Origin of the sequence: Microbispora sp. H10836, from assembly GCF_012999525.1 — a bacterium.
Lineage (GTDB): Bacteria > Actinomycetota > Actinomycetes > Streptosporangiales > Streptosporangiaceae > Microbispora.
On record NZ_JABBWU010000029.1, the window covers coordinates 39240 to 60301 of the forward strand.

Below are 21062 nucleotides of genomic sequence, written 5' to 3' on the forward strand. Positions count from 1 at the left end.
TTGCCTGTCCCGGTTGGAGAGCGATGCGACGTGACCCCAACCGCCTGCTCCAGCAGCACCTCACCGAAGCCGGACTGTCCCGCAAGGGTCTGGCCCGCCGGCTCAACGGTCTCGGCCTGGCCCGGGGGCTGCGGGGGATGCGGTACGACCACGGTTCCGTGCTGCGCTGGATCGGCGGACGCCGCCCGCGCGAACCGGTTCCCGGCCTGCTGGCGGAGATCTTCTCGCTGCGGCTGGGGCGGCAGGTGTCCAGGGAGGACATCGGCATGCCGCGTGGAACGGTCCCCCTCGATCTGGGACGGGAGTTCCCCCATTCATGGGAGGAGGGTGTGGCAAGCGTGACAGCACTGTGGAGGGCCGACGTCGAGCGGCGCAGGTTCCTGCTCGACTCCACTTTCGCCCTGGGAGCGGGTTCGGCGGGCATCGTCCGCTGGCTGGCGGCGCCCGACGGGGAGCGGCTCTCCGCGAACGGGCCGCGCCGCGTCGGACCTTCGGACGTGGCCGCCATTCGCGAGGTCACCCGGTCGTTCGGCGAGCTGGACAACCGGTTCGGCGGCGGCAGCATCCGCGGCCCGGTCGTGCGCTACCTGCACACCGCCGTGACGCCGCTGCTGCGCGAGGGCGCGTACGGCGAGGCCACCGGGCGCTCGCTGGCGACCGCGGCGGCCGAGCTGACCCGGCTGGCGGGATGGATGGCCTACGACCTGGAGCAGCACGGGCTGGCCCAGCGCTACCTGATCCAGGCGCTCGGCCTGGCGCGCGGCGCGGGCGACCACGCCCTGTGCGGCGAGATCCTGGCCGGGATGAGCCACCAGGCCGTCTACATCGGGCATCCCCGGCACGGTCTGGAGCTGGCCAGGGCGGCGGTGGCGGCGGCCCGGCGCTCGGGGGTCGGGTCGCTGCTGGCCGAGGCCCGGGTGCTGGAGGCGCACGCCCTGGCCCTGCTCGGGGAGCGCACGGCGTCCGGCGGCGCGCTGCGCGAGGCGGAGGCCGCCTTCGACCGGCGGACGCCGCAGAACGAGCCCGGCTGGATCGGCTACTTCGACGAGGCCTACCTGGCCGCGAAGTCGGCCCACTGCCTGCGCGACCTCGGCGACGGGGCGCGGGCCGTACGGCAGGCCCGGCGTTCGCTGGTGATGGACGGGCGCTACGTGCGGGGCAAGATGTTCAACCTCTCGCTGCTCGCCACTGCCCTCATCCAGGAGGGCGAGCTGGAGGAGGCGTGCCAGGCGGCATCGTCGGCCCTCGACCTCGCCGACAACATCCAGTCGGCGCGAACCCGGACGTACGTGGCGGACATGTGCCGCCGGTTCGCGCCGTACGCCGCGGAGCCGCGGGTGGCGGAGCTGCTGGAGCGCGGCCGGGGCCGCGCGCGGAACGGGGAGAGCACGAGCAGGCGGACCGCGGCCAAGGAGGCGGTCGGCGTCTGAGGGGGCCGCCACGCCGGGGCCGGCCCCCTCAGCCGGCGCGCCGGGCCGCGTTGTAGACCTGGAACAGCTCCCCGTCGAAGTACGGCGACAGGCCGGTGCCCGCGCCGGAAAGCCCGATGGTCAGGCCGTTCAGGTACCCCAGGCCGCGTACGCCGCGGTAGGCGGCCAGCCACGGCGACCCGGATGCGGCGGCGAAGGCCGAGCGTACGGCGACCAGTTCGTTCGCGCTTCTGGACAGGTCCTGGGCCAGGAAGGGTCTGCGGTACGCCCGGATGAGCCCGTCCGCGGGACGCGCGGAGGCCCGCAGGGGGTAGCCGAAGATGGCGAGCGGCCGGTCGACCGGCAGGTTGTAGGCGAGGCCCTGCCCGCCGACCTTGTCGCCGAGACGCCCCGCGGGGAGCAGCCGGACGCCGGTGTAGCCGGTCGCGGTCCGGTATTTGGGGCCGCCGGAGAACCCGGCGTACTGCGCGGCGTTCCGCAGCGCGACGCGCTTGGGCAGCACGCCGGCGTGGACGCTGACGAACGCGTAGTCGCGGTCCAGGTCGCCGTACCTGGTGAAGTCACTGTGGGCGAAGGCCTGGTCGCCGGCGTAGACGCCCCACGGTGCGCCGCCGCCGGCGAAGCCCGGAATGAAGATCCAGTTTCGGTGGGGTGTGGCGGTGGAGCCCGCCGCGGACCGTGCGGCGTACACGCAGTGCCCGGCCGTCGCCACGAGATTGCGGTGGTCGGACTGTAGGGACGTGCCCGCGCACCAGTGGGGGCGGCCGTCCGAGCCGACGAAGAAGACCTTGCCCGTCGTCCTCGGCAGGTTGACGTTCTTCGAGGGGCCGGTGGCCCGCTTGACCCCGGCGGCGGCGGGCACCACGCCCCGGACGCCGCCGGGAGCGGCGCCGTCGGCCGTGACGGGGGTGGCCTCGATCCCGGTCGGCGCGGACGCGGGAGTCGCGCCGGTGAGCGGGCGACCGCCGTCCCTCAGCCAGTAGGCGAGCACCGAAGCCACCTTCGCGCCGGAGGCGAGGGGCGTCGTCACGGTGATCTCGTAGCCGTGAGCGGGCACCGCCGTCCCGGTGACGAGCAACGCGGCCGTCGCCGCCGCACCCCACAGCGGGGGGAGGATGCGCTTCAACGGATCTCCTTGCTGTGTGACGTCTCCCGCGCCCCACACGTGAACGGGCTGCGAAGGAACATACAGCGATGGGGATCAAGTCGGGAAAACAACGCGGACGCCCGTCGTCGTCCCCGGAACGCCGAAGTGCCCCGCCGCGGCGCGGCGGGGCACTTCCTGGGGGGTGCCTCAGGACTGTGTCGTGAGGTTCGCAGTCCGCTGGGCGAACGTGATGACGATGTCCCTGCCGTTGGCGTAGCTGACCACCGGCCGCTGCAGCATCTCACCCACCCTGCGGGCGACCGTCTGCCACAGATCCACCATCTCCGGGCTGTCGGCGGTGATCCTGAACCGGCCCTTCGCCACGAGGTGTTCGGCGACGAGCTGCGAGAAGTTGACCTCGCTTCGCACCCTCTCCTCCGCGTCGAGGGGGGTTCGCCGGGGGGCGGGCTGCGTTCCGGAAGGGTGGGTCATCGCTGATCTCCTCGTGATCGCCGTCCGCTCAGCATGCCACCCGGGGGGCGGCGCCGGGCGTCCGCGCGACTCAGGCGATCGAGCCGGACCAGTTGTTGGCGGCGGCCTTGTAGACGCCGTAGGTCTCGCCGTCGAAGTACGGAGAGACGCTGGTGTCGATCCGCTTGTTGCCGTCGGTGTCGGAGACGCCGCTGGTGACGCCGTTGAGGTAGCCGAGCCGCTTGGCGCTGCTGTACCTCAGCAGCCACGACGAGCCCGAGGAGCCCTCACCGGTGAAGGACGACTTGACGCCCACGAGCTCCTCGCCCTTGACCGCGGGGGCCTTGGCGGCGAAGGTCTTGCCGTACGACCACTTGAGGGTCTGGCCGGTGAAGGCGTGGTTGCCGTCCGGGTGCGACCCGCTCGGGTAGCCGAACACGTAGACCGAGCTGCCGACCTTCTGGTTGTAGGCCAGGCCCTGGCCGCCGACGTTGTTCTCGAGCCGGCCGACGTCGGTGAACTTGACGACGTAGTACTTGCCGCCCCGGCTCTTGCGGATGAATCGGTCGTACTTGAGGTAGGTCTTCCTGTCGACCTGCTTCCAGTTCCACTCGGCGATGTTGCGCAGGTCGCCGCCGCGCCCCGCCTTGATGCCGTTGTAGACGGTCACGAAGGCGTAGTCGCGGTCGCCGTCCTCGTAGACGTCGAAGTCGTAGTGCGTGTAGGCCGTCTTGCCGACGTAGATGCCCCACGGCGCCTTGCCCTGGTAGTAACCGGGGATGAAGACCCAGCGGTCCAGGGTGGCCTTGTTCGTCTTGGTGTCGTATACGCAGTGCCCGGCCGTGGCGACCAGGTTGCCGTACTTCGACTGGACGGAGGTCGCGCTGCACCAGTGCGGCCTGCCGTCGCCGCCGCGGAAGAAGACCTTGCCGGTGGTGCGCGGCAGGTTCACGTTCTTCAGGGAGCCGCCCGACTTGCCGCCGCCGGTGGGCGAGACGGTGCCGGGCTTGCTGTCGGCGGACGGCCCGCCGGTCGAGACGTGCTTGGCGCTGACCCGGCTCTCGTACCCGTACGGGGTGGCGCGGACCAGGTTGGAGGCCTTCTGGTTGAGCCAGTAGGCGATGACGTTCTTCGCGGCGATGCCGCTCGCGGCCAGGGGGTCGGAGGCCGTGTCACCGGCCGCCTGCGCCGGGACCGCGATGGTGGCCCCGATGAGGCCGGCCGCGGCCACACCCCCGATGGGGACGATCAGACGGTTGACTCGGGTGCTCATAGAACTCCAGGTGCTGTCGTGGTACGCCACATGCGTCCCACCCGTGTGTAAAGGGCTAGTAAAGACAGTACCTCTCGCCTTTATTCGATTTTTACGTGGTTTTTGGGGTGTGGCGTCCGTGACTTTTCTGTGACTCCTAACAGGACTTGTCAGGGTCGAGATCACGCCGTGACATCAGTGCAGGTCCACTCGGATGCCTTCCGTGTCAAATCACGCACTGTCCGCAGCCGGATCGGATGGCGGGGTGTGACGTGAATCACACAGGAGCCTGTCGCGGCCCGGAGAGTCAGCCCGTGCTCTGCTTGCTCGCCTGGGTGTACACCCGTCGCGTCAGCTGGTTGAAGTACGGCGTGGAGACGGCGTCGAGGCGTCCGCCGCCGCTGAGGTTCCAGGTCAGGCTGGTGATTCCGGTGAGGTAACCGGTCCGCTTGGCGGCGTCGTAGCCGATCACCCACGGGCCGCCGCTCGCGCCGGCGGTGAACGGGCAGCCCGGCAGCCGCACCCCGTGTTCGAGCTGCCATGTCGGCGCGCTGACGAACTTCTTCTCGGTGGTGCCGTCGCAGGACTTCACCGTCTGGCCGGTGTACGGGCGGCTGCCGTCGGGGTGGGCCCCGGCCGGGTAGCCGAAGACGGAGGTCGGTTGTCCGGTCGGCTTGCCGGAGGCGAAATGGAAGGCGCCCACCTTGTCCTCCAGGCGGCCCACGTCGACCGACCGGTACTTGAGCCTGCCGTTCTCCACGTACGGCTGCCAGGTGAAGCCCCGGTGCACGGTCACGAAGGCGTAGTCGCGGTCGAAGTCGCCCTGGCCGGCGAAGTCCTCGTGCATGTAGAGCGTGTGGCCGACGAAGATGCCGGAGGGGGCGACGCCGTCGTGGTAGCCGGGGATGAAGACCCAGTTGTCCACCGTCTTGTCCTGGGCCAGCGCGTACGCGCAGTGCCCGGCGGTGGCGACGAGGTTGCGGCGGGCGGAGTGCACCGCGGAGGCGGAGCACCAGTACTCCTTGTCGCCGACCTTGAAGAAGACCTTGCCCACCATCGGAGGGGAGGCAGCGGGAGGGGGCGCCGCGGCGCGCGGCGCGACCGCGCGCGGTGTCGCGTCCCCCGGGCCCACCTCCACCAGGGAGGGCGTGCTCTTGGTCGAGGGCGACGGCTTCGTGCTCGGCACGTAGCTGCTCGCCTGCTTGAGCCGCTCCGGGCTCCAGTACGCCGCCACCCGTTGCTCGTCGGCCTGACGGGGGGCGAGGGGGAAGGCGCTGACCCCGTTCTTGCCGATGCCCGCCGCGGCGGAGACCGTCGTCGTGGTGACGCTCGACGCGGCGGTCGCGGGAACGGCGGGTCCCTGACTCCACAGCACGGCGACCGCACTCGCGGCGGCGACGCCACCGGCGGCGAGTGTCAGCTTCCTGGTCACCGTGGGACCTCTCGTTGTGGAGATATGGATAGTAAGGGGTGATTTTTCCAGATCCACACGGTTGTGGCATCCCTTCTTGCCCAGCTCGTTATGAATCCAGCGGAACCGATGTGGTCTGTGGTACGTCAGATTTCGTTGCGGTCCGGAGTGGGCGCTTGCCCTCGGGGGCTCCCCTGAGAACGCTGGTCACCAGCGGAAACGGGGGGATCGCATGAAACCGCTGCTTGTTCTCCTGGCCGGTGCGGCGCTGGCCGCCGGCCCCTCTGCCCAGGCCTGGGCCCATCCCGGCGCGGCCGGCGACGGCGGAAATACCGCCCGATCCGGGCCGCTCGGACCCGTGACGCCCGCGAGGGCGGGTGCGGCGCCGACGCGGGGGGCCACCCTGCCGGCTCCGCCGCCACCCGAGATCGCCCTGCGGGCCGCCCGGTCGCCGGCCTCCCGGGTGCGGGCGGTGATCCTGACCATCGCGGACGGCGAGCAGCCGGAACCCGCGACGCGGTCGGCCTTCCTGAACTGCGCTCCGGTGGGCGGCTCACACCCCGCCCCGGAGAAGGCGTGCGCCTGGCTGAACCGGTCGGGCCGCGACCCGGGCGCCCTGCGGGTGAACGGAACCGAGCCCTGCACGATGATCTACGCACCTGTCACGGTCACCGCCAGCGGCATCTGGGACGGGAAGTACTTCCAGTTCCGGCGTACCTTCGGCAACGACTGTGAGAAGCGGTCGGCCGCCGGGGAACTGTTCGACTTCTGACACGCGCAGCAAACCGCACCCGGCGTACGGGGGACGTAAAGGTCGAAGACGCGATGGCCGCGCGGTCAGGTGTCCGCTCTCGCCGGATCCACCGGTTGGCGGCCACCGCCGTGGAGGTCGCCGAGGGACGACGTCAGCAGTGTGCGGAACGTCTCGGCGAGGTGCCGCGCGGTCGTGGCGGAGAACAGGTGGGCCGCGTAGTCCAGGAAGCCGAGGTGTTCGCCGTCGTCGACGACGAACGTGAAACTGAGGTCGGCCCAGGGCAGCCCCGGCCCCACGCGGAGCCGCCGGGCGGTCGCGCCCGGGAGGTCGATGCGTGGCCGCCCGGGCTCGTCGACCACGATCAGAGTGCGGCACAGTCGCATGGCGCCGGACCGCGACCTGCGGATGAGCCGGACGAGGTCGTGCTGGGTCACGTTCCGGTGGACGAGGGCCTCGTGGACCTTCCGCTTGGTCTGCCTGACGAGGTCCGCGTACGACTGGCCGGGGGCGAGCCGCAGCCGGAGCGGCAGGAGCCTGGTGAGCGGGGCGATCATCTGATCGCGGTCGGCGGCGCCCCGGTAGGACACCGGAGTGCCCACGATGACGTCGCGTGCGCCGCCGGCGGCGTGCAGGAGAAGGGCCGTCGTCGCGGCGAGCAGAACCAGGGGCGTGGTGTGGAGCCTGCGGCAGGCGGCGCGGAGGTTCTCGGCGAGTGCGGCGTCGAGCGCGAACGCCACCCGGTCGCAGTGGGGCGGTGCTCCCGGTGCCTGGGTCGGGGGAATCGTGGTCGCCGTGTCGGGAGACAGGCCGCGCAGGTTGTCGAGCCAGTAGGTCAGCGCCGCCGGGTCGCGTGGCGTCGAGCGTTGCCGGATGGCGTACGGACCGGGCTGCATGGAAGGCGGCGCCGACCGTAGGGGACGGTGTTCGACGCAGGCGCGGTAGTGCTCGGCGAACTCCCGCATGAAGGTGCGCATGGCCCAGTCGTCGGCCACGACGCGGTGGAACTGGACACAGAGGATCATCGCCTCGGGCGACATCTCCAGGAGGGTGGCGCGCATGGGGCTCGCGGCCAGGTCGATCGGCCGCCGGGCGAGTTCCCGCAACTTCACCGCAGCCTGCTCGGGGGAGCACGTGTGGTGGGCCATCTCCGGCACGTTCCGCGCGGGCAGGACGACCTGGAGCAGTTGGTCTCCGTCCAGGACGAACCGGCTTCGCAGTGCCTCGTGACGGGCCACGATCCGGGCGACCGCCGAGGCGGCGGCCTGCCGGTCGACGTGCCCGCGTAGCTCCAGAGCGAAGCTTTCGAGGTGGTGGGACGGCCCGTCGCCGTGCCGGCCGTCGAGCCATATCGACTCCTGCTCCAGCGTCATGGGATAGGTCCACGACGGTGTCGTGAGCGCCTTGCCCGGGGAGTCGTCGCCGGCCCGGCTCGGACGCCGCCGAGTCTCACCCGCCGGTCGGGGGAGGACGCCCGGCGGCCCGCCCTTCCGGATGCCCGTGCCGAAGTCGGTTCTCACGGAGCCTTCCCGCGATCTGCTCATGGTTTGGGTTCCCCCGTCGTCGAGTGCGGGTCCCGGAGGGGCGTCGGCGATCGAGCCGACGCCTTCGGCGATCTCAGCGGTGATTGCCTTTTCAAGTACAAGCGCGGGAAAGCCAACGCTTGTGCGGGCTTTCGCGTACCGTGCCCGTCCCTATCCTGTGCGTGCGCACGAAGGGTGAGAGGTCCCGAAAGACTCGGGCGGTGAACGGCGAGGATGAGCGTGACTTGACGAAGCAGGTGCTAATGGCTGATCGCTCTATAGCAATATCGTCAACGTATTCGCGGCCCCGCCGGCCCGTCAAGGCCGGCCGTACCGTCCCGGGACGGTACGGCCGCCCGTACGTGCTCAGACCTGCCGCCGGTGTGCAACTGTACGGATGTGCACTCGCACACTTTTTCCGGATGGTGATAGTGGAACGTGCCAGGCCGATGCCGGCGAATTTCAATTGCGGGGCGTGCAAGCCGGACTGCGGTCGGTGACAGCCCGGGACCCCTCGGGCTCCGTGGTGCTGTTCACAGCCGAACTTGACACTTTGCGCGGCTCCGGGTTAACGTCGAAATACATTTCTGTGGCAGGCGCGTCCGGCGTTCATTCTGACCGGCCCTGCGCGGCGTCGTCGAATCGTTTTATTCGGCACGCTCATCCAGTGAAGTCTCTCGCCGTACCGATCACTGACAGGGCCGTCCGGGCGGTGACGCGGTGGGGTGGAAACCGTCCGGGCCGCGGGCTCACCCAGCCGTCTCCGCTCGGCGGCGCCTGCCGGGCGGGCGCTGATCAGGCGACCCGTCGAGCCGTATGAACAGGCAATATCTGTCCGCAGTCAGGCGAGCGACGCCCGTTGCCGGGCGTGGCGCCGGTTCCCGGCCCTCCGGCCCGTTCTGTGGGAGCGGTGTCATGACGCGCTGCTCCTTCCGCGGACGCACCGGATTGTGTCGCACAAGTCGCATCCGCCGCACAATCACCACTCGGATTGCGCACGAGCCCGAATTCGGATCGGTCCACAGCGAAAACACTGATCTGGTCGGCGCCGATTCCTCTGCTTACACATTGCCTCCGCCGCCGGGGCGTGCTTAGCATGCGTCGGTCGAGGAATGAAACCGGCCAATGAAACCATCGGGAGGCTCGTTGTGCACTGCCGGAGGGTGCCGAGATCACACGGCGGTCCGTTGACAGGATTATGTGCAGGCGTGACGTGAGCGACTCTCCGGGGCGCGACTCCGGTCCTCATCGCCACCGCGGGTGTCGTTCGGAGTTGCGTGCGCCGATCTATGGGTTTTCCTGAAACGGTCGGGAGCAAATGGAATACGGCCGGTATCCGCCGGGTCACCGGACGGTGTGCCGCCCGGCCGGCCACGTCGCACTCGTCCGCCGCCGGATAAAAGCCGGGGAGGACTGGACTCACATTCTGCATACGGGTGATGACGCATGGAAGAAAATCGTGGGAACGGTTCGGATCCGGATGGTTATTGTGCCGCCGAGGGCCGGTGGAGCGATTTTCCGGTCCCGCCCTCACTCGCGAGGTCGCGGGTGCTGTCGATCGGCTCGCTGCTGCCGCCGAGGTCGCTGCGTCTCGAGGGTGAGAACGTCGAGCACACCCGTGTGCTGGCAGAGCTACGGGTCGCCCTCCCGCCGATCATCGTCCATCACCCGTCCATGCGGATCATCGACGGGATGCACCGCGTCGCGGCCGCGAGGCGGCGTGGCGAAACGACGATCCACGCCGTGCTGTTCACCGGGGACGAGCGTGAGGCGTTCGCTCTCGCGGTGCGGGCCAACACCGCACACGGTCTGCCGCTCTCGTACGCCGACAGAGCGGCCGCGGCGGTCGAGATCCTGCGTTACTTCCCGGGCCGGTCGGACCGCTGGGTGGCGGCGACCACGGGACTGAGCGCGGCGACGGTCAAGAACATCCGGGACCGGACGATACCTCCGGGCCAGGAGCCCGGGAAACGCATGGGCAGGGACGGCCGTATGCGGCCGGTGAACGGCAGCGCCGGGCGTAAGCACGTGCAGGAACTGGTGGAGAAGAATCCCGGCGCCTCGCTTCGGCAACTCGCCCGCGCGGCCGGGGTCTCTCCCAACACCGTGCGCGAAGTGCGCAGACGCATGCTGCAGGAGAAGGACACCGCACCGGACGCCGGGAAGACGGCCGGACAGGAAGACCGGGCCGCCTCCGGCGAGGTCGCCGCCCAGGTGACCGAGCCGCACATCCCCGAGCCGTCCATTCCCGAGCCGCACATCCCCGAGCCGTCCATCGACGGAGTGCTGCGGCGGTTGAGCAAGGATCCGTCGCTCCGGCTCACGGAGTCGGGGCGTAGCACCATCCGGTGGTTCTTCTCGCGGGTCCTACGGCCCCGCGAATGGGCCGGCGTCATCGACGGCCTGCCCCCGCACACCGCCTTCGTCCTGGCCGCCGTGGCCGACAGGTGCGCCGCCGAATGGCGGGATCTCGCGTGCCGTCTGCGCGATGTGGGCGGGTCCGAATCCGATCGGGGGAAAGGCTCCCCGAGACGCCGATCCGGGTCGTGGCGCGGAAACGGCCGGACCCGGGCGGGTCCCGACTTCCGGTCGTCACCGGGTGTGGACGGTCCGGCGGTCTAGATCCGTTCGGCCTCTCCGCGTGACCGCGCACGCCGCCTCCCCGGCCCGATTCCCGCGCAATCCGCACCGCACCGGACAAGCAGCCGACGAGGGAAGATGGATATGAAGGAGACGCAGATGGCGGGCACGGGCGGAAATCCGCTGGATTTCGCCGCCGCCCCCTCGTATATCAGCGACGTCCTGTATCTGATCGCCTCCGGTTACGAGGACCTGGTCGACTGCGAGGCCGTCGAGCGGCTCAACCAGGCGAACATCAGCTTCGTCCGGGGAGAATTCGTCAACGCGCTCGGCCTGATCGAGGCCGTTCTGGCCGATCTGGACAGGTCACAGCCCGCCTACACGAGCATCGCGGCGTTCAGGATGCTCCTGCAGTCCGTGGTCGGCCCCGATCCCGACCGCTGGAAGGCGGACGTCGACGAGAGACTCCTCGCCGTTCCCGGACCCTCCAAAGTCGTCCACCTCTGTATCGAGTCGGACCGGCTCTGGCACTCGGGCCGGCTCTTCCAGGGGCTCAGGCTGAACCAGCACGCGCTCCAGCAGTCCCGGCACGATTGCGGCCAATGGCACCTTTACGCCCTCGTCCTCCTGGCCAAGAAGCTCACCGACATGCATCTCCGCGGGCAGGCGCACAGGCTGGTCGGCAAGGTCGAGGCATGTGTCCACGACTCCGGGCTGCTGGCCTTCGAGCCCGTGGTGGAAGCCCTGCGGTCGTCCCTGCACCTGCAGGCCGGCGCGTTCGAGAAGGCGCTGGCGTCCGTCGCCGAGACGCTGGAGGTCGCCCAGCGCCGGGGATCGATAATCGGGGTCGAGCTCGCGCTCTCGGTGGCGGCCGTGACCCATCTCCGTCTCGGGGACCGCGACGAGGCGGCCGCGTGCCTCAAGCTGTTCCACGCCCGGAACGGGCAGCACACTCCGGCCGACACCAGGGCGCGGGCGGCCTTCGCCGAGATCTCCCTGGTGGCCGCGGAGGAGGGACCGCGTGCGGGCGCCGAGGAGATCCGGGACCGGTGGCATCTCCTCGCGACCGAGTCGGCGTGCTTCGCCGAGGACGTCACCCGGCCGGCCTGGCTGGTGGCCGTCGCGCTCCGGGCGGGGGACGCCGCGCTGGCCGAGCGGGCGCTGTGCGCGATCGAACGGCTGGCCGGCGACAACCGCGAGGTCCAGCTGCTCGCGGTCGCCGAAGAGCACGCGCGGGCCGTGTACCGGGGCGACGGCCGGTCGCTCCCGCTGCCGCTGGACCTCGACGCCGGCGCCCGTCCCGGAACCGGCGCCGCTCTCGCCGCGTCGCAGGAGCCGAAGAGATCGCCGGTGCCGCCCCGGGTCCGCCCGGCCCGGCAGGCCGCGTCGGCGGCGAGGCCCGCCTGCCCGCCGACGCTCACCGCCCGGGAAAGCGAGGTCGCGACTCTCGTGTCGCGCGGCATGACCAACCGGCAGGTCGCCAACGAGCTCGGGCTCTCACCGCACACCGTGAACTTCCACTTACGGCGGATCTTCCGGAAGTTCTCCGTATCCAGTCGCACCCAGCTCTGCCGGCTCATCGCGCAGACGGGCCCGGTGCCTGCGCCCGGGCTCGGGCCCGGGCGGGACGCCGAGCCGCGGTAGGACGGGCGGGACGATCACCACGCCCGGGCCCGCGTCATCACGGAGCGGAAGGGGCAGGATTCGAACCTGCGTGGGCTTTCACCCGACCGGGTCGCCCCGGTCCTCGTTGGGCCGCTTCGAGTACCCTTCCCTGTCCTGCGTCGCCGGGATCCCAACCGGTCACAGGATGTTCGTCGCTCGCACCAGGGCCCACAGGGACCGTGGCGACAGTCCGCCGTCGAAGGCGAAATACTCGGGCAAAATCGCCGACGGACCCCACTTGAGCTTGTACTCCAGCTGGCTCTTCGCCGGATAGACACGATCGCCGTGGTCCGCGATGAGCCGGATGATCCGCGCGCCCGCTCCGCTGGCCGTCGGCAGCTCGTGCTCCTCGTCCAGGCCGGTGAAAGGCGTGAAGCCGAAGTGCAGCCAGGGCGTGCCCAGGGCGCGGAAGTGTTCGACGGCGTGGAAGTTGATCGCCTCCATGACGCCGGGCGGGCAGTCGGGCAGGCGCCGGCTCAGGTCGTGCAGCCAGCCGGGGCGCGAGCCGTACACGGGGGCGAAGGAGACGTACGCGACGGGCCTGCCGCCGATCGTCCCGAGGAACAGCTTGCGCAGCGGCTGCCACTCCCCGCCGATCTCGCCGATCAGGAATGTCAGCTCCTTGGTGTGCCGGCCCTTGTCGCGCAGCCAGCGTGCGTCGATCTCGGCGACGTCTTCGGCGTATCGGGTGGCGTCCACGACCGCTGTCTCGAGGCCGGCGCGCAACGCGCGGGATATCTTGTTGCGCAGTTTGAGGAACCGTTTCCCGCGCAGGTTGAAATCCGCCAGCTCCACGGCATAGGACGCACCGACCTGATTCACGGTGAATCCCAGCTCGGCGAACAGTTCCGCGTCCGCGCGCTGAAGCTGCACGCCGATGACACGGCGGCCGCCGGCGTGGGCGTGCTCGATGAACCTGGTTTGCAGCTCCTTCCTGGTCGCGGCGCCGGTGAACGGCCCGCCGAACTGCAGCCACCTGCGTCCGTGCGGCCGGTAGCACACGAAACCGTCGATCCCTGGCCAGGCGAAGTACTCGTTGCCGCGGTTGAGGGCGAGGAACGCGCTCGGGTTGTCCGCGTGCCGTTCGAGGCCGGACAGGATGTCGTCCCGGCTCTGCAACCGGGGCGAGTCGGGCGCCTTCATGCCTGCTCCCAACGGTTCGGAGTTCGTCGGTCCCGACCCTAGGGACCTCCTCTGACGTCGGGTCGACGCCGCGCCCCCGGTCATGTCAGGGCTGTGTCAGGGCCGGCTCCAATACTTGCGAAGCATGTCCTCGGCGGTGCGCCTCGAAAACGCGCCACCGGCTGTCAGAAACGCCTGGAACGCGGATTGCGGGGTCGTGGTGGCGGCGAACATCACCGAAACCCAACGAGTGCCTTCGTTGGGCAGCTTTGTTCGAGGTAAGGACGTCGAGAGCGGCAAATGGGTGTACAGCCTTCGGCCGCGCGCGGTTCTGGATGACTCGTTCGCCAGCCTGACGCTGAAACGCAGGCTGGAATCCGGCGTGATGTCCCTCGACGAGGCGCCGCCGGGCGTGATCGCCGGCCGCGTCGCGCTGGCGGAGGACGAGACCATCGAGGACGCGCTGGCCGCGGCGGCGGAGGCCACGAAGATCTGGCGGTCGGCGCCGTTGTCCACGCGCCTCGACGCCTGGACCGGGCTGATCCGGCGCGTCCTGCTGGACAGGCGCGACGAGCTCATCCACATGCTGACCCTGGAAGGCCACCCGGTGGAGCTGGCGCGCTGGGAGCTGTCCGGGATGCTGGAGCTGACCAGGGCGGAGACCGTCGAGTTCCTGCGCGGCCAGTTGTGGCAGGAGTTCACGGTCGACGGCCGCCGCAACATCGTGAGGCGCCAGGCCGACGGCGTGGTGTGCGTCAGCCCGCCCGCGAACGCGCCGCTGGTCAGCGCGCTGCTCGGCGCCGTGAGCATCGCGGGGGGCAATGCCGTCGTCGTCCGCGCGCCCCGGGCGGCGCCCTTCGCCGTCTCCCACGTCCTGCGTACGATGATCGTCCCGACCCTGGAGGAGCTCGGCGCCCCGCCCGGCACGCTCAACATCGTCTGCGGCAGCCCGGGGCGCATGCTCGACACCTGGATCGCCAGCCCGCACGTCAACGACATCATGTACTTCGGCGACACCCCCACCGGGCTGAAAATCGAGCGCCGCTGCGTCGAGATGGGCAAGAAGCCGATCCTCGAACTGGCCGGCAACGACGTCGTCCTGATCTGGAAGGACGCCGACCTGGACGCGGCCGCGGCCGCGCTGACGGAGAGCTTCTACGGGTCCGGGCAGCTGTGCATGGTCCCGAACCAGGCGCTGGTCCACCCGGAGGTGGCCGACGAGCTGATCAGCCGGGTGGCGGCCAGGGCGGAGGCGCTGCGGCCCGGCTACCCCGAAGAGGACGGCGTGCTGCTGTCGCCTGTGCTGCGCCACGACCGGTTCGACGAGTTCCTCGCGGAGGCGGTCGAGGCCGGTGCCACCGTCGTCACCGGCGGGCAGGGCATGCAGATCGACGGCACTCCGGACGCCTCCGGGTTCTTCCTGCAGCCGACGGTGCTCCGGATCGACGGCCTGGGCGGCGCGCGCGACCTCAAGGCCGTGCGGGAGGAGACGTTCTTCCCGCTGCTGCCCGTCGTCGTGCCCGAGCCGGCGGACGACGAGATCCTGCTTGACGCCTTCATCGGGTTCGTCAACTCCAACCGGTACGGCCTGCGCAACTCGCTGTGGGCCAGGGACGAATCCGTGATCGGCAGGTATGTGGCGGAGACCGCCGGAGGCGGCCTGCTCAAGGTCAACGACTCGCACATCGCGTTCACCGCGCCCCTGCCGTCGCACGGCGGCACCGGGCTGACCGGCGGCGCCTTCGGCGAGGCCAACTATCCCGCCCTCCGGGCCACGCACCTGCAGGGCATCTCGATCGTCACCGGCGAATCCGGGTCAGCGGCCTGAGGAGGGGCGGCTCCATGCGAACGATGGATGAAGCACGCGCGGTCTGTGAGCGGCACCTGCCGGGCCTGCTGGCCAAGCTGGCGGCCGTTCCGCTGCTCGAGCTGGAGAAGCCGGGCAACCCCGCGCTCGAGCTGTTCAAGGCGAGCGGCGGGCCGGGGCTGGTGATCCCCAAGGCGTACGAGGGGCGCGGCGTCACGCCGATGGAGGCGATCCAGGTCACCCGCGCGATCGGCGCGGCGGCCCCCTCTCTGTCGGTGGCCTCGACGATGCACCACTTCTCGGTGGCGACCATCTTCGCCCTCGCGGAGAGCCTGCGCTCCAGCGGAGTCGAGTGGGCGCTGCTGGAGGGCATCGCCACCCAGAACCTGCTGGTGTCCTCGGCGTTCGCCGAAGGCAACCCCGGCCAGGGCATCCTGTCGCCCACCGTCACCGGCGTACGCAAGGAGGACGGGGTCGTCGTCAACGGGTCCAAGCGGCCCTGCAGCATGTCGCGCTCCATGGACCTGCTCTCGGCGAGCATCGCGGTGCCCGGCGAGGACGGCGGGTCCGAGGTCATGCTGATGCTCGTCCCCAAGGAGACGCCGGGGCTGTCGGTGCATCCGTTCTGGGGGAGCGACGTGCTGGCCGGCGCGGAAAGCGACGAGGTGCGGCTGACCGACGTGTACGTCGACAACCGCCTCCTCGTCCCCACCGAGGTCGGTGAGCAGGGCGAGCTGGACGAGCTGCAGACCGTCGGCTTCATGTGGTTCGAGATGCTCATCACCTCCTGCTATCTCGGCATGGTCAGCGCGCTGGCCGAGCGGGCGCTGGCGAGCGGGAAGCTCGGCGCCGACCTCGCGGCCGAGCTCGGCGTGCGGCTGGAGACGGCCACGCTCCTGCTGGAGAGGATCGCCGCGCAGCTCATGGCGCGGGAGAGCGACAACGTCGCCCTCGCCAAGGCGATGATCGCCCGGTACGGCGCGCAGGAGGCGATCCTGGACGCCGGGAAACGGGCCGTCGAGGCGCTGGGCGGGATGGCGTTCATCTCCTCGCCGGAGGTCGCCTACCTCGCTGCGGCCGCCCACTGCGTCACCTTCCATCCGCCCTCGCGCTCCGGTACGCGCCGGCACCTGGCCGCGTACTTCCAGGGCGACGTCCTGCGCGTCTCGTGAGGACCTGCCGATGCTCGAGAACCTTGTGACGTACGACGCCGGGATGAGCGACGAACAGGTGTCGGCTCTGTACCGGCGCACGATGAGCTCCGGCCGTGCCCGCCTGGCCGAGGTGCTGGGCGGGCAGGTGGAGGTGGAGTCGTCGGGCGCGTGGCTCACCACCAGCGACGGCCGGCGCCTGCTCAACGTCGGCGGGTACGGCGTGCTCATCAGCGGCGCCCGCCACCCGATCGTGGTGGCCGAGGTCGAGCGGCAGCTGCACAGGCACCCCGTCGGGACGAGGATCTTCCTCGACCCGGTGGCCGCCCGCGCCGCCGAGCTCCTGACCTCCGTGACCCCTCCCGGCCTGACCCGGGTGCACTTCTCCGGCTCGGGGGCCGAGGCGGTCGAGGCCGCCATCAAGATCGCGAGGCTCAACGGGCGGCGTCACCTCGTGGCGATGACCGGCGGCTACCACGGCAAGACGCTGGGCGCGCTGTCGGTGACCGCGAAAGACGCCTTCAGGGAGCCGTTCCACCCGCTGCTGCCGGGGGTGTCGCACGTGCCGTTCGGCGACGTGCAGGCGCTCACCGCCGTCCTGCGGCAGCACCCGGGCGAGTGCTGCGTCATCGTCGAACCCGTCCAGGGCGAGGGCGGCGTGGTGATCCCGCCGGAGGGCTACCTCGGCGACGTGCGCGCGGTGTGCTCCGAGTACGGCGCGCTGCTGGTCGCCGACGAGGTGCAGACGGGCCTCGGCCGGCTGGGGGCGTGGTGGGGCGTCGACCTGGAAGGGGTGTGCCCGGACATCCTGCTGTCCGGCAAGGCGCTCGGCGGCGGCGTCATGCCGGTCGCCGCGACCATCGCCACCGAGGAGACCTTCGCGGTCCTCGACCGGGATCCGGTCCTGCACACCTCCACCTTCTCCGCGGCTCCGATCGCCATGGCCGCCGTGTGCGGCGCGATCCGGGCGATCCGCGAGGACGACCTGGTCGGGCGGGCCGCCCGGCTCGGTGAGCGGCTCACCCCCGAACTGCGGCGGATCACGGCGGCGGGCCTGGTCCACCAGCGGCACGAGGTGCGCGGCCTCGGCCTGCTCATCGGGATCGAGTTCGCCGACCCCGCGACGGCGATCGAACTCTTCATGGCACTGGTCGCCCACGACGTCGTGGCGAACGTGTCCCTGAGCTCCGACCACGTCGTCCGGCTCACGCCGCCCGCGACGCTGGGCGAATCAGAGATCGCCTTCCTTCTGGAACGGTTCGAGCGGGCGGTCGCGCTGGTCGCCGAGCAGAACCCCGAGTACGAGGTGCATGCGGATGCGTAGTGTCGAACTCACCCTGAACTCGCCCGTGGACGCGGACTTCGCGTTCCAGCGGATCACCGAGTTCGAGCGATATCCCGACTTCGTGGACGAGGTCCGCTCGGTCGTCGTGCGGGACAACGACGGCGAGACGCTGGTCAGCGAGTGGGACATCCTGTTCCGCAACGGCCCGTTGCGCTGGTCGGAGGCCGACTACATCCAGCGCGGCGCCCGCCGCATCGTCTTCGAGCAGACCGCCGGCGACTTCGACGTGTTCCGCGGGACGTGGCGGGTCGAGCCCGCCGCGACGGGCTCCGTGATCACCTTCGAGGCCACGTTCGACTTCGGCATCCCGAGCCTGGCCGGAGTGCTGGAGCCGATCGCGGCCAAGGTGCTCAAGGAGGCGATCGCCACCATCGTGCACCGGTTGCTGGGAGAGGCGACCGTCGTCGGCGAGCCCGCGATCGCCGTGGCCGTACGCGCCCGGCTCGAACGTCAGCGCGCGGCCGTCGAATCGGCCTAGGCCCCGGGAGGATGGCATGGACCACGCGAACCGTTTCCAGAGCCTGGTCACCTACCGGCTGCTCCGCGCGGAGTACGCCGTCGCCCTCGTCGTGTGCTCGGTGCTGTTCCTTTGGCACATCCGCGAGGTGCGATGGCTGCCGGCCGTGGCGCTGTTCGCCTACATCGACGTGATCGGCTACATCCCGGGGGCGATCGCCTTCAGGCGCGCCCGCGGCCGCCCCATCTCCAAGGTCTACTACGTGCTCTACAACACGATGCACAGCATGGTGACCCAGGCCGTGGTGGTGGGGGTGTGGGCCGCGGTCGCCGGCTTCGAGTGGGCCCTGCTGGTGGTGCCGATCCACCTGTGCGGCGACCGCGCGCTCTTCGGCAACTTCCTCAAGTCCTTCAGCGTGCCGTTCGAACCCGCGGTGATCCCGCAGTTCGCGGAGTTCGACAGGCGCGTCTTCGGGCGGGACGACGCGAAGCTCGCCGTCCCCACGCGGATTTGACCGGAACGGTGAGGAACGCGATGTCTCAGAGCCTGGAACGCCCTCTCATCATCGGCGCGGGGCCGGGAGGTCTCGCGGTCGCCTGGACGCTGAAGGAGGCGGGACTCGACCCCCTCCTGCTCGACCGGGGCGAGGTCCCCTGCTCCACCTGGCACAGCTACTACCCCTCGATGCGGATGAACTCCTGGCGGCGGCTCAGCCACCTGCCGGGCAGGAAGCTGTCGGCCGAGTACGGCCCCTGGCCGATGCGGGACGACTTCCTCGCCTACATCAAGGCGTACGTCCGGGACCTGGACCCGGACATCCGGTTCGGGACCGAGGCGCGGCGGATCGACCGCGAGGACGGCCGGTGGGTGGTGCGCACCTCCGGCGGCGACCTGACGACCGGGAACGTCGTGGTCGCCACCGGCCTGCACCGCACGCCGTACGTGCCGGACTGGCCCGGCCTGGACGAGTTCGAGGGCGAATTCCTGCACGCCCGGGACTACCGGGTGCCCGGGCCCTACGTCGGCAAGGACGTCCTGGTGGTCGGCTGCGGGCCGACGGGGATCGACATCGCGGTGGCGGTGATGCGGGCCGGCGCCTCCCGGGTCCGCATGTCGATCCGGAACACCCCGGTGCTGTTCAAGCTCAGCCCGGTCACGTCGCTGCTGAGCCAGGCCATCAAACACGGGCCGCTGCCGGACTGGCTGGTCAACCGGGGCAGTCTGCTGATGCACCGGTGGCACTGGGGGGACCTCACGCCGTACGGCCTGGCCCCGCCCACCGAGGGAACGCTGGCGGGCACGGCCCGGATCGGGCACGCCTACGGCGCGATCGACCGCGGCCTGATCCCCGCCGTCCGGGAGGGGTCGATCGAGATCGTCCCGGGCGTCGCCGGGTTCGACAGGAAGGCCGTGATGCTCGAGGGAGGCGCCGGCATCAAGCCGGACGTCGTCATCGCCGCGACCGGCCAGCGGCCCGGCATCGACGGGCTGGTCGGGCACCTTGGCGTGCTGGAACGGCCCGGCGGACGGCCGGCCGTGCACGGCGGCAGGTGCGCCCCGCACGCGCCGGGACTGTACTTCCAGGGGTTCCGGCTGCCGCCTGGGCAGCTGCCCGACATGGCCTTGGACGCACACGCGATCGCCCAGGCGATCACCGGGACCCGCCGGTTCAACCCCCTCCGGGTCCTGGGGATCGCATGGTGAGCGGGCGGCCGGACGGCCCGGCGAACGGTCTCGGACCGCACTGGGCCGGCGCCGGCTCCACCGGCCCGCGCCCCCGCCTGCACGGCCCGCACCGCTGTGACGTCGCCATCGTCGGCGCCGGCCTGACCGGACTGTCCACGGCGGTGGAACTGCTGGAACTCGACCCGGACCGCCGGGTCGTCGTGATCGAGGCCGACCAGGTGGCGGCCGGCGCGAGCGGCCGGGGGACGGGCCTGCTGGGGCCGCGTATCGGCCCGGCTCTGACGGTCGCCCGCCGTCGCTACGGCGACGACGTGGCGCGGGCCGCCCACCGCTGGTCGGTCTCCGCCGTCCGGCACGTCCTGGACCTGGTGGAGCGCCATCGGATCCCCTGCGACCTGACGCCGGGCGGTCAGCTCGTCGTCGCGTCCGGCGACACGGCCGCCGAGGAGCAGGCGCGCGAGGCCGAGGCCGCCCGCGCCCTCGGCCTGGACATCCCCCTGGTCACCCGCGAGGCGCTGCCCAGGATCGGCGCCTCCTACACCAGCGGGCTGCGGTACGCCCCCGCCGCGACCCTGGACCCGGCCGCGCTGACCGCGCACCTGGCCCGGATCGGCGAGCAGCGCGGACTGACCGTCTTCGAGCGCAGCCCGGTCCGCGACGTACGGCCCGGCCTGCTGATCACCGTCGTCACCGATCACGGCGAGGTCGTCGCCGACCACGTCGTCATTGCGACCAACGCCTACGGCGGCCCGGGAGCGCCGGCGGGAGTCGTGGGCGTGCGGGTGCAGGCGGGGGTCACCGAGAAGCTGCCGGACGCGGTGCTGGCCGCGTTGTCGCCGCTCACGGCCGAGCCGCTGATCGGGCACGGCGAGCTGTCGCCGTACTTCCGGCTCACCTCCGACGGGCGGCTCGTCGTGGGCGGAGGGGCGATCCGGCGCGGGCCGTACGGTTCGTTCGCGCCGTCCCCCGGGAAGCTCCGCGCGGCGGTACGGGAACTGTCCCCGCTCCTGGCCGAGGTGGAGCTCGAGTCGGCGTGGGCGGGACCGATCGGTGTGACGCGCGACGGCCTGCCGGTCGTCGGCCGCCACCCGCACGACCCGGAGCTGTACCACGCGGGCGGGTGCAACGGGCACGGGCTCGCGGCCTCGGTCTACCACGGCGCCCGGCTCGCGTCCTGGATCGCGCACGGCGACGAGCACGCTCCGCGTCGCCTGCCCTGGGTCCGGGCGAAGGCCCCGTGGGTGCCCCGGGGACGTCTCGTGGACCGCGCCCTCGACCGGTACCTGTCGCATCTCACCGCAGTGTCCGACGTGTCGTGACGTCG

General features: G+C 71.0%; 17 protein-coding genes and 1 tRNA gene. 11 read left to right on the forward strand and 7 right to left on the reverse strand.

Annotated features, from left to right (window positions below; all coding sequences use genetic code 11):
- The first annotated feature begins 23 nt into the window (after window positions 1–23).
- Window positions 24–1430, forward strand: coding sequence for a hypothetical protein (locus HHX30_RS36260; protein WP_249350816.1), 1407 nt, complete (start codon window positions 24–26; stop codon window positions 1428–1430).
- A 28-nt stretch (window positions 1431–1458) separates the two neighbouring features.
- On the opposite strand, the gene HHX30_RS36265 is transcribed toward HHX30_RS36260, so the two are convergent.
- From HHX30_RS36265 to HHX30_RS36280, 4 genes are all read right to left on the reverse strand, one after another.
- Entirely contained in the window at window positions 1459–2556 is a 1098-nt protein-coding gene (locus tag HHX30_RS36265; RefSeq protein ID WP_249350817.1) for a serine protease, read from the reverse strand.
- Window positions 2557–2724: 168 nt separating this feature from the next.
- A complete protein-coding gene (locus HHX30_RS36270) occupies window positions 2725–3009 on the reverse strand; it encodes a hypothetical protein (RefSeq protein WP_169988174.1) in 285 nt (94 codons plus the stop codon).
- A 70-nt stretch (window positions 3010–3079) separates the two neighbouring features.
- The gene (locus HHX30_RS36275) at window positions 3080–4261 is read right to left on the reverse strand and encodes a serine protease (protein WP_169988176.1); all 1182 of its coding nucleotides are present in this window, start codon (window positions 4259–4261) and stop codon (window positions 3080–3082) included.
- A gap of 286 nt (window positions 4262–4547) precedes the next feature.
- Window positions 4548–5672, reverse strand: a complete 1125-nt coding sequence (locus HHX30_RS36280; protein ID WP_169988178.1) for a trypsin-like serine protease — start codon at window positions 5670–5672, stop codon at window positions 4548–4550.
- Window positions 5673–5883: 211 nt separating this feature from the next.
- Between HHX30_RS36280 and HHX30_RS36285 the strand changes: the two genes are divergently transcribed.
- Window positions 5884–6423 (forward strand): SSI family serine proteinase inhibitor, encoded by a 540-nt coding sequence (locus HHX30_RS36285; protein ID WP_169988180.1) that lies wholly within the window; start codon window positions 5884–5886, stop codon window positions 6421–6423.
- 65 nt (window positions 6424–6488) lie between these two features.
- Here HHX30_RS36285 and HHX30_RS36290 read toward each other — a convergent pair whose 3' ends face one another.
- Entirely contained in the window at window positions 6489–7922 is a 1434-nt protein-coding gene (locus HHX30_RS36290) for a condensation domain-containing protein (protein WP_169988182.1), read from the reverse strand.
- A gap of 1551 nt (window positions 7923–9473) precedes the next feature.
- On the opposite strand from HHX30_RS36290, the gene HHX30_RS36295 reads away from it, so the two are divergent.
- Both HHX30_RS36295 and HHX30_RS36300 read left to right on the forward strand, forming a co-directional pair.
- A complete protein-coding gene (locus HHX30_RS36295; RefSeq protein ID WP_169988184.1) occupies window positions 9474–10547 on the forward strand; it encodes a ParB/RepB/Spo0J family partition protein in 1074 nt (357 codons plus the stop codon).
- 102 nt (window positions 10548–10649) lie between these two features.
- The gene (locus HHX30_RS36300) at window positions 10650–12149 is read left to right on the forward strand and encodes a LuxR family transcriptional regulator (RefSeq protein WP_169988186.1); all 1500 of its coding nucleotides are present in this window, start codon (window positions 10650–10652) and stop codon (window positions 12147–12149) included.
- A 45-nt stretch (window positions 12150–12194) separates the two neighbouring features.
- On the opposite strand, the gene HHX30_RS36305 is transcribed toward HHX30_RS36300, so the two are convergent.
- Both HHX30_RS36305 and HHX30_RS36310 read right to left on the reverse strand, forming a co-directional pair.
- Window positions 12195–12279, reverse strand: a tRNA-Arg gene (locus HHX30_RS36305).
- A 29-nt stretch (window positions 12280–12308) separates the two neighbouring features.
- Entirely contained in the window at window positions 12309–13313 is a 1005-nt protein-coding gene (locus tag HHX30_RS36310; protein WP_169988188.1) for a bifunctional lysylphosphatidylglycerol flippase/synthetase MprF, read from the reverse strand.
- Between the two features lie 364 nt (window positions 13314–13677).
- On the opposite strand from HHX30_RS36310, the gene HHX30_RS36315 reads away from it, so the two are divergent.
- Genes HHX30_RS36315 through HHX30_RS36345 form a run of 7 tightly spaced genes read left to right on the forward strand, consistent with a single transcriptional unit; the run spans window position 13678 to window position 21057 of the window.
- Entirely contained in the window at window positions 13678–15120 is a 1443-nt protein-coding gene (locus tag HHX30_RS36315) for an aldehyde dehydrogenase (RefSeq protein ID WP_211593221.1), read from the forward strand.
- 14 nt (window positions 15121–15134) lie between these two features.
- Window positions 15135–16271, forward strand: coding sequence for an acyl-CoA dehydrogenase family protein (locus tag HHX30_RS36320; protein WP_169988192.1), 1137 nt, complete (start codon window positions 15135–15137; stop codon window positions 16269–16271).
- Window positions 16272–16281: 10 nt separating this feature from the next.
- Complete coding sequence (locus tag HHX30_RS36325) at window positions 16282–17574, forward strand: aspartate aminotransferase family protein (protein WP_211593222.1); 1293 nt, start codon at window positions 16282–16284, stop codon at window positions 17572–17574.
- Window positions 17567–18073 (forward strand): type II toxin-antitoxin system RatA family toxin, encoded by a 507-nt coding sequence (locus tag HHX30_RS36330; protein WP_169988194.1) that lies wholly within the window; start codon window positions 17567–17569, stop codon window positions 18071–18073. Before HHX30_RS36325 ends, HHX30_RS36330 begins: the two co-directional genes overlap by 8 nt.
- Before the next feature lie 16 nt (window positions 18074–18089).
- On the forward strand, window positions 18090–18566 hold the full coding sequence (locus HHX30_RS36335) for a hypothetical protein (protein WP_169988196.1): 477 nt from the start codon (window positions 18090–18092) through the stop codon (window positions 18564–18566).
- Window positions 18567–18586: 20 nt separating this feature from the next.
- Window positions 18587–19756, forward strand: a complete 1170-nt coding sequence (locus HHX30_RS36340) for an NAD(P)/FAD-dependent oxidoreductase (protein ID WP_169988198.1) — start codon at window positions 18587–18589, stop codon at window positions 19754–19756.
- Complete coding sequence (locus HHX30_RS36345; RefSeq protein WP_211593223.1) at window positions 19750–21057, forward strand: FAD-binding oxidoreductase; 1308 nt, start codon at window positions 19750–19752, stop codon at window positions 21055–21057. The genes HHX30_RS36340 and HHX30_RS36345 overlap by 7 nt, the downstream gene beginning before the upstream one ends.
- Window positions 21058–21062: the final 5 nt, after the last annotated feature.